The following is a 13,388-nucleotide window of genomic DNA, read 5'->3' as shown; positions in this document are numbered from 1 at the left end:
GTGGCGGAGACGGTCGGCGGACGCTACGACGTCGTCGTGATCGGCGGGGGCCCCGCCGGGCTCTCGACCGCGCTCAACCTCGTCCGGGCGCGCCGCAGCGTGCTGCTGCTCGACAGCAACCGCCCGCGGAACGCTGCGACCCTGCACTCGCACGGGTTCCTCACCCGCGACGGCATCTCGCCGCTCGAGCTGCGCCGCCTCGGCCGCGAGGAGTTCGAGCGCTACGAGGCCGCCGAGGTGCACAACGCCCTCGTCACGTCGGTCGAGCGCTCCGGCGGCGAATTCGTGGTCGGCGCGCGCGGCGTGCGCGGCAGCGCGGACCGCTCGGTCGTCGCCACCGCCGTCGTGGTCGCCGCGGGGCTCCTCGAGACGCCGCCCGCGCTCCCGAGCCTGCGCGCCTACTACGGCACCGCCGTGCACAGCTGCATGGAGTGCGACGGCTACGAGAAGGCGGGGGAGGCGCTCGCCCTGATCGGCGAGACCGACGACCTCGCGGAGCGGGCCATGCTCCTCTCGCAGTGGTCGACCGACCTGATCGTCTTCACCAACGGCGTCGGGACGGTGAGCGACGCCGACGAGTCGCTGCTCGCCTCCATCGGCATCCGGGTCGACCGGCGCCCGGTCGCCGACCTCGCCGGGGAGCGCGCCGAGATGACCGGCGTCCGCCTCGTCGACGGCGACGTCGTGCCGCGCACCGGCGCGTTCGTCCGCCCCGTCTGGACGCCCGCGCTGGACTACCTGGACGCGGCCGGCCCCGACCGCGACGCCGACGGCTTCCTCCGCGTCGACGCCGGTGGCCGCACGTCCGTCCCCGGCCTCTACGCCGCCGGCGAGGTCACCCCTCCCGGCCCGCAGCAGCTGATCGTCGCCGCCGGATCGGGCGCCCAGGTCGCCTCCGCGATCAACCGCGACCTCGTCCGCGCCCGCCTCGGCGAGGCCGCCCCGGAGTCCGAGGGCAGCGTCGTCCGCGGCTCGATTTGAGCGGGATGCCCGCGTAGGGTACTGTCGTCTCTCGGCGCTCGGGTCCCGATCCGGTCGCCGCCTGGTCCCGGGATCACCTCCGGATGACCATTGGGGTATGGTGTAATTGGCAACACGGCTGATTCTGGTTCAGTTGTTCTTGGTTCGAGTCCAGGTACCCCAGCACTGATCTCCTCCGCGGCACTCCGCGCGACGCCCTCGTTCGTGGCGTCCTCGTCCGGGCCCGCCCCCTCGCGAACCGCTCTCGGCGGCGTCCGCAGTATCCCCCCTCCGGCCGACGCGGCCGTCCGAGGCGCTGTGACACGATGGAACCTGTACGTCTCTCAGGTACCCGCGTCGCGCGGGTCGGACGAAAGGTCGCCCGCCCATGGAACCGGATCTCCTCTGGATCGTCCTCGCCGGAGTCGCCGTCGGCGCACTCCTGCTGATCGCCCTCATCGGCTTCTTCCTCTTCCGCGCCTGGTACCAGGTGCCGCAGGCCGACGAGGCGATCGTGATCGTCGGGAAGAAGCAGAAGGGCGAGGACGGCCTCACCTCGAACATGACCGTCATCACCGGCGGCGGCGCGTTCGTGAACAAGCTGACCCAGCGGTCAGACCGCATCTCGCTGCGCTCCCGCCAGATCAAGATGGAGCCGGTCGCGCAGACCAAGAACGGCGTGACCATCCACCTGGCGGGCGTCGCCCTGGTCAAGATCGGGTCCACGGCCGACCAGGTCCGCGCCGCCGCCGAGCGCTTCGCGTCGCAGGACCAGTCCATCGACGTCTTCACGACCGAGCAGCTCGAGGGCGCCCTCCGCGGCGTCGTCGCCAAGCTCAGCGTCGAGGAGGTCATGCAGGACCGGCAGAAGCTGGGAGACGAGATCGCCGAGGGCATCAAGGGCGACCTGCTCGCCCAGGGCCTCGTCCTCGACTCCTTCGCGATCCAGGGCGTCACCGACCGCAACGGCTACATCGAGGCGCTCGGAGCGCAGGAGATCGAGCGTGTCCGCCGCGAGGCCGACGTCGCGCGGATCAACGCCGCCCGCGAGGTCAAGGCCCGCCAGCTCGCCACGGACGAGGCGAACCTGATCGAGCAGACCGCCTACGACAAGAACACCGCCGCCGCCAAGTCCGAGGTCGGCCGCGCCAACGCCGAGGCCGAGCAGGCCGAGAACCTGGCCCGCGCCGAGCGCGAGCAGGCCGTCCTCGTGCAGCGCGCCGAGAACCGGCAGGCCGAGCTCGACGCCGACGTCAAGCGCGTCGCGGACGCCGAGAAGTACCGCCGTCAGACCGAGGCCGACGCCGACGCCTACGGACGCGAGAAGAAGGCCGAGACGGACCGCCAGGTCGCGCAGCAGGTCTCGGACGCCGAGGCGTACGCCGTCCAGCGCCAGGCGGAGGCGCGCCAGGCGTCCGCCGCCGCCGAGGCCGCCGCCGTGAGCGCCCGCGCCGAGGCCGAGGCCCACGCACTGCGGGCCAAGGCGGGCGCAGAGGCCGAGGCGCTGCGCGCGAACGCGACCGCCGAGGCGGAGGCCATCCGCGCGAAGGGCGAGGCGAGCGCGGCGGCCATCGCGGCCGAGGCGGAGGCGCTCCGCGAGAACCAGGAGGCGATCCTGGGTCGCGAGCTCATCGGGCAGCTGCCCTCGCTCATGGCCGAGTTCGCGAAGGGCTACCAGAACGTCGGCTCGGTGACGCTGATCGGCGGCGACACGGCCGGCACCCACATCGCGCGCGAGCAGGCGGCGGGTCTCGCCGCGACGTTCGACAGCGTCAGGTCGGCGACCGGCGTCGACCTCGGCGCGATCCTCCAGGGCCAGGCCTTCGGCCGGGGGATGGCGACCGGCGGCACCGTGGTGCCGACCGGCGCGTCGGTGCCGACCGGACCGGGTGACACCCCGCGTCCGTCCGGCGCCGGCGACCCGACCGCCGTCGCCTCCACGAGCTGACCGCAGGGTCCCGCTGATTTCCGGCGGTTCCACCACCGCCGCTGTGCTCGTCGGTGGGCGCCCGTCGGCGTCCGCCCTCGAGTACGGCGTGCGGCGTTCTGCGCGACCGGGTCGTGCCCCTTCCCGGAGTCGAGCAGCCCCCGCTCAGGCCAGCGGCTTGCGCATCTGCAGGGAGGTCGTCTCGTAGCCGAGCGACTCGTACAGCGTCCGCGCGGCGGTGTTGAAGCCGAACACGTTCAGCGCGAGGGCGGAGCCGCCGCGGGAGCGGACGTGCGACTCCGCGAGCAGCATCGCCGCCCGGCCGAGGCCGCTGCCGCGCTCGGCGGCGTCGATCTGCACGTCCCAGACGTACCCGACGCCTCGAGTCCGCTCGGGTGCGGGCCGAGCCAGAGCGACCCGACCGCGCGGCCGTACTCGGAGACGAGGAGCACGTCGTGCCCGGCGGCGGGGGAGCCGCCCGGGAAGTACTTCTCGTACGAGGCGTTGGCGTTGCGCGTCGCGGCCGCCTCGTCGTCGCCCGCGCGCATCCGGTCCTCGATGTACGCCGAGCGCTCTACCCGCATCCAGGCGGCGAGAGCGGCGGCGGGCATCGGCTCGAGCGTGACGGTCATAGCCTCACGATCCCACTCCTCACCGCCCCCCGCGATCGATCCGCCGCGGACGGCCCGCAGGGGATCCGCGGACGGGCCGCTCGCGACGGATCGCCGCCGGCCCGGATCAGTCCGGGGTCCGCTCCGCGTGCTTCCGCTTCCCCAGGCGGGTGGCGAGGAACAGCAGCGTCCCCACGACCACGTAGCCCGCTGTCGCCAGCCAGACCACGCCCGTCTGCTGCGTCAGCAGCACCACGCTCGCGATGGTCGCGAGCACCGGCACCACCCGCGGCACGGAGTAGTGGGCGTGGTCGACGCGGTCCTTCTTCAGCACCAGCACCGACACGTTCGCCGCGATGAACACCAGCAGGAGCAGCAGCACCGTCGTCTCGGCGAGCGTGCCGACGTCGCCGATCAGGCTGAGCAGCATCGTCACTCCGCCGACGACCACGATCGACACCCACGGCGTGCGGCGGCCCGGCAGCACCTTCCCGAAAGCGCTCGGCAGCAGCCCGGAGGTGGCGAGCCCGAAGCCGACCCGCGACGCCATCACCATGAACAGCAGAGCGCCGTTCGCGATGGCGACCAGCGCGATCAGGCCGAACAGCCACGGCGGCACCGCCACTCCGCTCGCCGCGACCACGTCCAGCAGGGGGCCGCTGGAGGCCGCGAGCTCGTCGTTCGGCAGCACGATCACGGCGCCGAGCGCGATCAGGAGATAGACCACGGCGGCGGTGATCAGCGCACCGAAGAGGGCCCGCGGGTAGACCTTCGAGGGGTTCCGCACCTCCTCGGCCATGTTCGCCGCGGCCTCGAATCCGAGGAACGAGAAGAAGGCGACGATCGAGGCGGCGAACGCCCCCTGCAGCGGAGCGACGTCGGGGTTGAACTCGAGCACGCGGGAGGCGTCGCCGTCGCCGGAGCCGAAGAAGACCGCGGCGCAGACGATGACGATGACCAGTCCGCTCACCTCGATCACCGAGGCGACCAGGTTCGCCGTCAGCGACTCCTTCACCCCGCGCAGGTTCACCAGGGTGAGGATCGCGATGAAGACGATCGCGGTGGGGATCGGCGGCACGTCCAGCAGAGCCCCGAGGTAGTCGCCCGCGAACGCGTTCGCCAGGGAGGCGGCCGTCGTGATGCCGGAGGCCATCATCAGGAAGCCGATCAGGAACGAGAGGTACGGCTTCCCGAACGCGCGGTCCACGTAGCGCGCCGCCCCTCCGGCGTGCGGGTACTTGGTGATCAGCTCGGCGTACGTGCCCGCGGTGAGCAGGGCGACGACCAGCGCGATCAGCAGCGGCAGCCAGATCACGCCGCCCACGTCCTCGGCCATCGTGCCGACCAGGGTGTAGATGCCGGCGCCGAGCGTGTCGCCCACGATGAAGGCGAACAGCAGCGGCCCGGTGATCACCCGCTTGAGCGACGCCTTCCCGGGAGCGGTCTCGGCGGTGTCCGTCGTGTCGGTCATCCGGACACTCCACCGAAGCGGAGGGTCCGAGCGCAAGCCTCGCCGCCCGATCGCTGCGAGATTTCTCATCATCGCGACCCGTGTGGCAGGGGCCCGGGCGGCGAGGACTCCCACAGCGCGCTGATCCCAGGACTCGGGCGATCGGCCGCATCAGAGGGAGCGGACCCGGTGCGCACAGGGTGAACAGGGGGCGACCGCGCGTGCCGCCGCGCGCCCGCACTGGGTAGGCTGGAGCGCTTCGTCGTGAGTGGAGCGGTCGCGGAGGAATCATGGGCAAGAAGCGCAACCAGGGACGATCCGGAGGCGGTCAGGGCGGGTCCGGCGGTCAGGGCGGCGGCCGCACGGCCGAGACCGCGCTGATGGTGCGGTTCCGCAGCTGGTACCGCTCGCACCTCGCCGAGGTGGGAATGCAGCACGAGCACCTCGAGGCCGACGAGGCCGTCGAGGTGCTGACCGACCTCTTCGCGATGACCCGCGACCTGCGCCCGCGCGGCTCCTTCGCCCAGCCCGACGCCGAGCTGCTCGAGGCCGTCTTCGACCAGATCGAGGCCGACCTGTCGGGGGAGGAGAGCGAGGCCGACCTCGACGACACCCTCTTCACCGTCGCCGAGGTCGTCGAGCACTTCCTCGACTTCCTCACCGACGAGGACCTCTGGACCGGCACCGACGAGGAGCTGGACGAGTGCCAGGCCGTCCTCGACGAGGTCCTCGACCTCGCCGGCTCCTTCGTGGAGGCCGTGCTCGACGACCTCGCCGAGCTCGACGAGGTCCCGGCCGAGGAGCAGCTCTCCGCCGTGCGCGCCACCGCTCTCGTGCACGCCGCCGACGTCGTGGTCGAGCACCTCGCCGCCGACGACGGCGCGACCCTCACAGAGCGCGCCGCCCGCGAGATCGCGGTCGAGGCGGGCATCTCCTCCGCGGGATCCACCCCGAGCGACGACTCCGTCCGCATCCCGGTCTCGGCCTGGTGGGACGCGCTGGTCGGCTCCGCTGTGCTCGAGCAGGAGGGATCCGCCGCAGGTCTCGGCGAGGCCGCCGTGCTCTGGCGCAGCTCCGATGCCCACGAGGCCGCCGCCGAGCGCATCGCCTACGTCGCCCGCTTCCTCGAGCAGTGGATCCTCAGCGCCCAGACCGCGCTGGCGGCCGCCGACACCGAGGACGGCGCCTTCTCCCCGGAGGAGCGCGCGGTCACCACCACCGATGCCGTACTGGTCCGCATCGCGGTAGCCTGCCAGGCCGAGATCCACCCGGGCCTGGTCGTCGGCGAGCTGGTCGACGAGCTGGCAGCCGACTCCGGAGTCTCGCTCGACGAGGCCCTCGACGAGCGCGAGCGCATGGTCGGCACGGCCGAGCGGATGCTCGACGACACCGCCGAGCTCGGGCTGCTGCTGCACTCGCCCGAGTTCGGCTACGCGGTGCCGGAGGGCCTGGCGCCCGTCCTCGCCTCCGTCGTCCGCGCGACGGTCGTCCTCCTCGGAGAGCGCGAGGCCACCCGCCTCGAGATCCTCGACGAGGCGACCCAGGACACGGCGACGGCCTACGCGCTCCACGTCGCCCTGCTCGGGACCAAGCCCGTCGTCTGGCGGCGCCTCGAGCTCTCCTCCGAGTCGTCGCTGCGCGATCTGCACCTCGCGCTCCAGCTCTCGCTGGGCTGGACCGACGCGCAGCCGCACTACTTCAGCGTGGGCGTGCCCGACGAGGAGCAGGCTCCGATCGGCTCGCCGTCCGACGCGGAGGAGTTCGGCGCCGACCTCGTGGACGAGGCGGGCGTCGCGCTCGCCGAGGTGCTCGAGCAGGAGCAGGACGAGCTCTTCTACGTCTACGACCTCGAGGACGAGTGGCGCCACGTCATCCGCCTGGAGGCGATCGCGCCGCTGTCGACGGCTCTGCCGCGCTGCACGGGCGCGCGCGGCGCGGCTCCGCTCGACGTGCCGGGAGGCCCCGCGGCCTGGGCCGACACGGTGCGGGCGGCGACGGACCCGTCCTCGGCTGACCACGCGGAGGCGCTCGAGGCTCTCGGCCTCGCCGCCGGAGCATCGTTCGATCCGGCCGCGGTGGACGTCGACGGCATCAACCGCTCGCTCGGACTCCTGCGCTCCGCCGTCTGACGCCCCGCCGAAGGGCGTCATCGGAGGAGGCCCCCGCTCCCGCTCACCGCGGGCGGCGGGGGCCTCCTCCGGTGCGGGGCGTCACGGGGTGAGCAGCAGCTTGCCGATGTGGCCGGAGGAGCGCATCACGTCGTGCGCCCGCTCGGCCTCGGCGAGCGGGACCACCTCGTCCACCACCGGGCGCACCGTCCCGGCGGCGACCAGCGGCCAGACCTCTGCGCGCACCCGCGCGACGATCGCGCGCCGCTCCTCCAGGGGCCGGGCGCGGAGGGTCGTGGCGTGCACCGCCCCGCGCTTGCGCATCAGGACCCCGAGGTCGAGCGAGCCCAGCGCACCGGACTGGTTGCCGATGAACACCACGCGCCCGCCCACGGCCAGCGCCTCCAGGTCACGGGCCAGGTAGTCGCCGCCGACGGGGTCGAGGATCACGTCGACGCCGCGCCCGCCGGTCGCCTCGCGGATCCGCTCGACGAAATCCTCCTCGCGGTAGTCGATCAGGACGTCGGCCCCGAGCGCGCGGCACGCCTCGAGCTTGCGGGGGCTGCCGGCCGTGACGGCGACGCGGGCGCCGAGGGCGGCGGCGACCTGGATGCCCGTGGTCCCGATCCCGCTCCCGCCTCCGTGGAGGAGGACGGTGTCGCCGGATCCGAGCCCGGCCACCATCACGAGGTTCGACCAGACGGTGGACGTCGTCTCCGGGAGGGCGGCGGCCGAGACGAGGCCGACGCCGTCCGGCACCGGCAGCACCAGGCCCGCGTCGACCGCGACGTACTCCGCGTAGCCGCCGCCGGAGAGCAGCGCGCAGACCTCGTCGCCCTCCGAGAACCCGGTCGCGTCCTCGCCGAGCGCGACGACCGTGCCGGACACCTCCATCCCGAGGATCTCGGAGGCGCCGGGCGGCGGCGGGTAGACCCCGCCGCGCTGGCCGAGGTCGGCGCGGTTGACGCCGGCGGCCGCCACGCGGACGAGGACCTCGCCGGGTCCGGGGGAGGGCGTCGGCACCTCCTCCAGCACGAGTCGGGAGTCGGGGCCGGGGTTCTCGATGCGGATCGCCTGCATGAGGGGGATGCTACGCCGCGGGCCTCGGCGCTCGCGGTGCTCCCGTCCGGCGAGGGGCCGGCTCATCGCTGCTCCGCCAGGAACGCCAGCACCGCGTCCTTGAAGCCCCGCGCGGGCACGGTGCTGGTGTGGTCGCGGCCGGGGACGCTCACGAACCGCGCCCCCGTCTCCGCCGCCAGCAGCTCTCCGCCGGGAGCGATCGGATCCGCGCCGCCGGTCACGAGCAGCGTCGGCAGGCCGGGGTGCCGCCCGTGCTCCGGGTGCGCCCCGCCGCGGACGCCGTCGGCCACCGCCACCAGTGCCGCGAGGTCGTTGCCCTGCACGCCCTCCGCCATGCCGATGAAGGCGCGGGTGAAGCCGTCGTCGATCTCGCCACCGGAGGCGACGCGGGCCCGGGCCGCCTCCGCGTCGAAGGAGCGGAGGGGCTCGCCCACGGTCAGCCCGCCGAGGCTCAGCGATGCGAGCCGCTCCGGGTGCTCGAGTCCCAGCACCCAGCTCATCCGGGCGCCGAGGGAGTAGCCGAGGACGTGGGGCGCGTCGAGGTCGTAGGAGTCGAGCACCCGCACCAGGTCGGCCACCATGGCGTCCACGCTGTAGGAGTCGGAGTGGTGCGGCTTCTCGCTCGCGCCGTGCCCGCGCTGGTCGAGCGCCACGACGCGGTACCCGGCCCGGTGCAGCGTCCGCAGCCAGCCCGACGTCTCCCAGTTGAGAACGGCGTGGGAGGCGAAGCCGTGCACGGCGAGGACGGTCGGGGCGCTCTCCTCGCCGACGGAGTAGGTGGCCAGCCGCACTCCGTCGTCGGCCACGACGTAGACGGGCGGAGGGAAGGCGATCACTCCACCACCCTGCCCGCCGCCGCGACGTGGAGGGGGGCACCGCGCCGCGGACACGCCGGGCGGAGTCCCAGGAGCGGAGAGCCGCCGTGCCCGGTGTCCCCGGACGGTCAGCGCGGCGCACGGGTGGAGCGGGCGAAGGGCACGGCGATCCAGAGGCGCACGGTACGGCCCTGGCCGGACCGGACTCCGAGGACGACGCACAGCACGAGGTTGAGCACGGCCAGCGCGAGGATCGCCGAGATCGTCGCGAGCGGCCAGTCGGCGCCGAGCGAGTCGCGCACCGATACCAGCGCGAGGTGCAGCGGGACCAGCATCAGCTGGAGCGCGAGGTAGGTGAGCTGCCAGTTGACGGCGACCAGCCCGTTCCGGTCGCTGAGGGTGCCGATCCGTCGCCGCGACCCCCACACCATCACGGTCGCCGTGAGGGAGATCACGGGGGAGATCACCACGAAGCCGGCGAGCGCCGACAGCCCGGCGAACCAGACGGCCCGGGCGCCCTTGCGGTCCCGGGTTCGGTGCCGCAGCTCGTCGTCGTCCATCGTCGCCGCCTCCTCGCGCCGGGACCAGTCTCGCACCCGCCCCCGCGTCGAGGCGGGGGATCGCCCCCGAGTTCCGGGGGTTCCCCGGATGGGGCGGGTCCGGGCTCGTCCGTAGCGTGGAGGCATCGCCGGAGCACACCGGCAGCACCGCCGGCCCGCCCGGCGGGACCGCATCCCGCCGGGCGACCGGCACCCGAGAAGGAGCACACCGTGACCACCGACGACCGCACCGCCCGCCTCTCCACACCCGCCGACGAGCAGCCGACCGTGGACCTGGGCGCGACCGCCGTCCTCACCGAGGAGCGGCCGTCCGCCGGGGAGCGCCCCGCCGCCGAGGAGCCCGCCTCCTCGCAGCAGGCCCGCGCCTCCTACGGCACCCCCGCCGTCCCGCCCGCGGCCCTCGCCCCGGCGCCCTCGACCCCGTTCTCGCTCACCAGCCTGATCCTCGGCGTCACCTCCGTCTTCTTCGGACTGACCGTGATCGCTCCGGCCGCGGGCCTCGTCTTCGGCATCCTGGGCCTGCGGAGGGAGCCGACCGGCCGCACGCTCTCGATCTGGGGCATCGTGCTCAACTCCGTCATGCTCGGCCTCGTCCTGCTCTTCGCGATCGCCGTGCTCGTCGTGGTCGTGCTCGTGCCGCTCGCGGCCCTCGCGTCGGGCAGCGACTACCGCTGATCCGCCGCTTCCCGCGTCCCGCGCCTCCTGTCCGCTCCGGCGGCGGGAGGCGCGGTCGTTCCGCGCCCGTCGACCGGACGCTCCGCGCCCGCGTCCGCCGCCGCCCCGCGCCCCGGCGATAGGCTGGCCGCGCAGTTCGCGAGCCCCCTGCACCCTCCGGGGCCGCACGACGACAGCAACGGAGCTGGACGTGACCCTCGCACCGAGCACCCTCCCCGACCGCGACCCGGAAGGCAGAGCCCTGGACGACACCGAGACCCCCGCCACGCGCACCGAGAGCGACTCCCTCGGCTCGATGGAGATCCCCGCCGAGGCCTACTGGGGCATCCACACGGCGCGGGCCCTCGACAACTTCCCGATCTCGAAGCGCCCCATCTCGATCTACCCCGATCTCGTCCGGTCCCTCGCCACGGTCAAGCTCGCGGCCGCCCGGGCGAACACCGAGCTCGGCAGCCTCGCCCCCGCCAAGGCCGAGCTGATCGACGCCGCGTGCCGCCGCATCATCGACGGCGAGTTCCACGACCAGTTCGTGGTCGGCGTGATCCAGGGCGGCGCCGGCACCTCGACGAACATGAACGCGAACGAGGTCGTCGCCAACGTCGCACTCGAGATCGGCGGCTTCGAGCGGGGCGACTACGCCCACCTGCACCCGCTCGACGACGTCAACCGCAGCCAGTCCACCAACGACGTCTACCCGACCGCGATCAAGATCGCGATGACCTGGTCGCTGCGCCGCCTGCTCGACGAGCTGGCGCTGCTGCGCGAGTCGTTCTCCCGCAAGGCGGTCGAGTTCGGAAGCGTCCTGAAGGTCGGCCGCACGCAGCTGCAGGACGCGGTGCCGATGACGCTCGGCCAGGAGTTCCACGGCTTCGCGACGACCCTCGGCGAGGACCACGCCCGCCTCTCCGAGACCATCTGGCTGCTCGCCGAGGTCAACATCGGAGCCACCGCGATCGGCACCGGCATCACCGCCGATCCGCGCTACGGCGCAGCCGCGGTCCGCCACCTCAACGAGATCACCGACCTCGACCTCGAGATGGCGCAGGACCTCGTCGAGGCGACGAGCGACACCGGCGTCTTCATGTCGTTCTCGAGCGCGCTCAAGCGCTCCGCGATCAAGCTGTCCAAGATCTGCAACGACCTGAGGCTCCTCTCCTCGGGCCCTCAGGCCGGCTTCGGCGAGATCAACCTGCCTCCGCGCCAGGCGGGATCCAGCATCATGCCCGGCAAGGTGAACCCGGTCATCCCCGAGGTGGTCAACCAGGTCGCCTACTCGGTGGCCGGGGCCGACGTCACGGTCACGATGGCGGCCGAGGCGGGTCAGCTCCAGCTCAACGCCTTCGAGCCGGTGATCGCGCACTCGCTGCTGCAGAGCATCACCTGGATGACGCAGGCCTGCAGGACGCTCCGCGAGAACTGCATCGACGGCATCACCGCGAACGTCGACCGGCTCGAGGCCATGGTCGCCTCCTCGGTCGGGGTCGTGACGGCGCTCACGCCGAGCATCGGCTACACCGCGTCCGCCGCCCTCGCGAAGGCCGCCCTCGCGACCGGCCGCAACATCGCCGACCTCGTCGTCGAGGCGGGGCTCATGTCCCGCGAGGAGGTCATGCGGCTGATCTCGCCGGCGCGGCTCTCGGGCATCGAGGCGATGACCGCGGCGCTCCCGATCATCGACCCCGCGCCGGAGGCGTGACCGCGGCCGCGAGGCGCGCCCCGGCGTAGCTGCGCCAGGGCGCCCAGCGGCGCCCGGCCTCGGCCAGCCCGCGTTCGCCGGCGGGCAGGCCGAGCGCCGCCGCGCCCCGCCGGAGCACGGGATCCCCTGTGAGCAGGACGTCCGGATCTCCGGTCGCCCGCTGCGCCACCTCGGCCGCCGTGGCCGCGTCGATCCCGGGGACCGCCAGCAGCTGCTCGGCGAGCTCCTCCCGGTCGGCGTCGAGCCGCAGGGCTCCCTCGGCGAGCAGCGTGCAGGTCCGCACCAGCACGTCGGCGGATCCGCGGAGCACGTCGGCGGCGTGCTCGGCGATCACCGCGGGGGAGGGGAAGGCGCGTGCGATCGATCCGCTCGCCACGGACTCCGGGAGCGTCGCGCCGAGCGCCGCGACCAGCCGTGCGGCCTCCCGCCGGCCGAGCAGCGCGCGCACCAGCGTCTCGGCCGGATCGACGGAGCCGGGCACGCGGACACCGGGGCGGGCGGCGACGCTCGGAGCGAGTGCGGGATCGGCCGCGAGGGCCTCGTCCACGGCGCGGGCGTCCGCGTCCAGGTCGAGCAGCCGCCTCACCCGGGCGACCAGCGGCCCGACGTCGGCGACGGAGACGAGCGTCGCGCTGCAGCGGACGCTCTCCCCGTCCGCCGCCAGCCGGATCAGCGCCGCGCCCCCGGGCAGGACGAGCGAGCGCGCGTAGCCGCCGGGGGACGCCTCCTCGATGCCCGGGAGCGCGGTGCCGCCGAGCACGTCGAGCACCCCGGGATCGAACGGAGCCCGCACTGCCAGCCGGAGCTCCAGCGTGGTCGCGCCGTCGTGGACGCTCGCCTCGGAGCGCGTGCCGCGGGCCGAGGCGCGCAGGGCCGTCGGGGTCCGCTCGTACACCTCCGCCAGGGTCGCGTTGAACTGCCGGATGCTCGTGAAGCCGGCGGCGAAGGCGACGTCGGACACGGGCAGGTCGGTGCTCGTGAGCAGGAGCCGGGCGGTCTGGGCGCGCTGGGCGCGAGCGAGGGCCAGCGGAGGCGCGCCCAGCTCCTCGCGCAGGATGCGGCCGAGGTGGCGCGCGCCGTAGCCGAGCCGGGCGGCCAGCCCCTCGACCCCCTCGCGGTCGACCACTCCGTCGGCGATCAAACGCATGGCGCGCGCCGCCGTGTCGTCGCGCAGGTTCCACTCGGGGGAGCCGGGGACGGCGTCCGGCAGGCAGCGCTTGCAGGCGCGGAGCCCCGCCTCGTGCGCGGCGGCGGCCGTCGGGTAGAAGCGCACGTTCGCGCGCCGCGGCGTGATGGCGGGGCAGCTCGGACGGCAGTAGATGCCGGTGGAGTGCACGCCGGTCAGGAACCGCCCGTCGAACCGGGAGTCGCGGGAGGCGACGGCGCGGTAGCGCTCCTCGAAGAGCGGATCGGAGTCGGGCACGCCTCGAGCCTCGCACGCGGCGACGTCGAGCAGGAGCGGGAATCGGACACGGGCGTCCGCACCCCGGCCCTCCTCCACGCGCC

11 protein-coding genes and 1 tRNA gene are annotated in these 13,388 nt (G+C 73.9%); 6 read left to right on the top strand and 6 right to left on the bottom strand.

Annotated features, from left to right (window positions below; all coding sequences use genetic code 11):
* From C5D36_RS03290 to C5D36_RS03280, 3 genes are all read left to right on the top strand, one after another.
* Window positions 1–981: an NAD(P)/FAD-dependent oxidoreductase gene (locus C5D36_RS03290; protein ID WP_104276156.1), complete on the top strand. Its 981-nt coding sequence runs from the start codon at window positions 1–3 to the stop codon at window positions 979–981.
* Between the two features lie 91 nt (window positions 982–1,072).
* A tRNA-Gln gene (locus tag C5D36_RS03285) sits at window positions 1,073–1,144 on the top strand.
* 204 nt (window positions 1,145–1,348) lie between these two features.
* Window positions 1,349–2,908, top strand: coding sequence for a flotillin family protein (locus tag C5D36_RS03280; protein WP_104233236.1), 1,560 nt, complete (start codon window positions 1,349–1,351; stop codon window positions 2,906–2,908).
* Window positions 2,909–3,052: 144 nt separating this feature from the next.
* Here C5D36_RS03280 and C5D36_RS17095 read toward each other — a convergent pair whose 3' ends face one another.
* Entirely contained in the window at window positions 3,053–3,298 is a 246-nt protein-coding gene (locus tag C5D36_RS17095) for an N-acetyltransferase (RefSeq protein ID WP_258062861.1), read from the bottom strand.
* Between the two features lie 327 nt (window positions 3,299–3,625).
* Complete coding sequence (locus tag C5D36_RS03270; RefSeq protein ID WP_104226270.1) at window positions 3,626–4,969, bottom strand: APC family permease; 1,344 nt, start codon at window positions 4,967–4,969, stop codon at window positions 3,626–3,628.
* Window positions 4,970–5,238: 269 nt separating this feature from the next.
* On the opposite strand from C5D36_RS03270, the gene C5D36_RS03265 reads away from it, so the two are divergent.
* The gene (locus C5D36_RS03265) at window positions 5,239–7,077 is read left to right on the top strand and encodes a plasmid pRiA4b ORF-3 family protein (protein ID WP_104233238.1); all 1,839 of its coding nucleotides are present in this window, start codon (window positions 5,239–5,241) and stop codon (window positions 7,075–7,077) included.
* 81 nt (window positions 7,078–7,158) lie between these two features.
* On the opposite strand, the gene C5D36_RS03260 is transcribed toward C5D36_RS03265, so the two are convergent.
* The 3 genes from C5D36_RS03260 to C5D36_RS03250 all read right to left on the bottom strand — a co-directional run bounded on the left by C5D36_RS03260 (window position 7,159) and on the right by C5D36_RS03250 (window position 9,511).
* A complete protein-coding gene (locus tag C5D36_RS03260) occupies window positions 7,159–8,136 on the bottom strand; it encodes an NAD(P)H-quinone oxidoreductase (RefSeq protein WP_104233239.1) in 978 nt (325 codons plus the stop codon).
* Window positions 8,137–8,198: 62 nt separating this feature from the next.
* A complete protein-coding gene (locus C5D36_RS03255) occupies window positions 8,199–8,972 on the bottom strand; it encodes an alpha/beta fold hydrolase (protein WP_181028772.1) in 774 nt (257 codons plus the stop codon).
* 107 nt (window positions 8,973–9,079) lie between these two features.
* Complete coding sequence (locus tag C5D36_RS03250) at window positions 9,080–9,511, bottom strand: DUF4870 domain-containing protein (RefSeq protein ID WP_219812572.1); 432 nt, start codon at window positions 9,509–9,511, stop codon at window positions 9,080–9,082.
* Window positions 9,512–9,721: 210 nt separating this feature from the next.
* Between C5D36_RS03250 and C5D36_RS03245 the strand changes: the two genes are divergently transcribed.
* The gene (locus tag C5D36_RS03245; RefSeq protein WP_104233242.1) at window positions 9,722–10,186 is read left to right on the top strand and encodes a DUF4190 domain-containing protein; all 465 of its coding nucleotides are present in this window, start codon (window positions 9,722–9,724) and stop codon (window positions 10,184–10,186) included.
* A gap of 241 nt (window positions 10,187–10,427) precedes the next feature.
* Window positions 10,428–11,882, top strand: a complete 1,455-nt coding sequence (locus C5D36_RS03240) for an aspartate ammonia-lyase (RefSeq protein WP_258062860.1) — start codon at window positions 10,428–10,430, stop codon at window positions 11,880–11,882.
* Here the strand turns inward: C5D36_RS03240 and C5D36_RS03235 are convergent.
* Complete coding sequence (locus tag C5D36_RS03235; protein WP_181067784.1) at window positions 11,857–13,305, bottom strand: DNA-3-methyladenine glycosylase 2 family protein; 1,449 nt, start codon at window positions 13,303–13,305, stop codon at window positions 11,857–11,859. The genes C5D36_RS03240 and C5D36_RS03235 overlap by 26 nt on opposite strands.
* Window positions 13,306–13,388 lie beyond the last annotated feature (83 nt).

The organism is Rathayibacter sp. AY1C6 (assembly GCF_002931535.1).
GTDB lineage: Bacteria > Actinomycetota > Actinomycetes > Actinomycetales > Microbacteriaceae > Rathayibacter.
The sequence above is the reverse complement of the archived record's forward strand: the minus strand, read 5'-3'. Positions and strand labels throughout refer to the sequence as shown.

What these genes read in the sequence shown, in the direction of transcription:
- C5D36_RS03270 (WP_104226270.1), bottom strand. Translation starts at nt 4,969, where the DNA reads ATGACCGACACGACGGACACCGCCGAGACCGCTCCCGGGAAGGCGTCG.
- C5D36_RS03265 (WP_104233238.1), top strand. Translation starts at nt 5,239, where the DNA reads ATGGGCAAGAAGCGCAACCAGGGACGATCCGGAGGCGGTCAGGGCGGG.
- C5D36_RS03260 (WP_104233239.1), bottom strand. Translation starts at nt 8,136, where the DNA reads ATGCAGGCGATCCGCATCGAGAACCCCGGCCCCGACTCCCGACTCGTG.
- C5D36_RS03280 (WP_104233236.1), top strand. Translation starts at nt 1,349, where the DNA reads ATGGAACCGGATCTCCTCTGGATCGTCCTCGCCGGAGTCGCCGTCGGC.
- C5D36_RS03250 (WP_219812572.1), bottom strand. Translation starts at nt 9,511, where the DNA reads ATGGACGACGACGAGCTGCGGCACCGAACCCGGGACCGCAAGGGCGCC.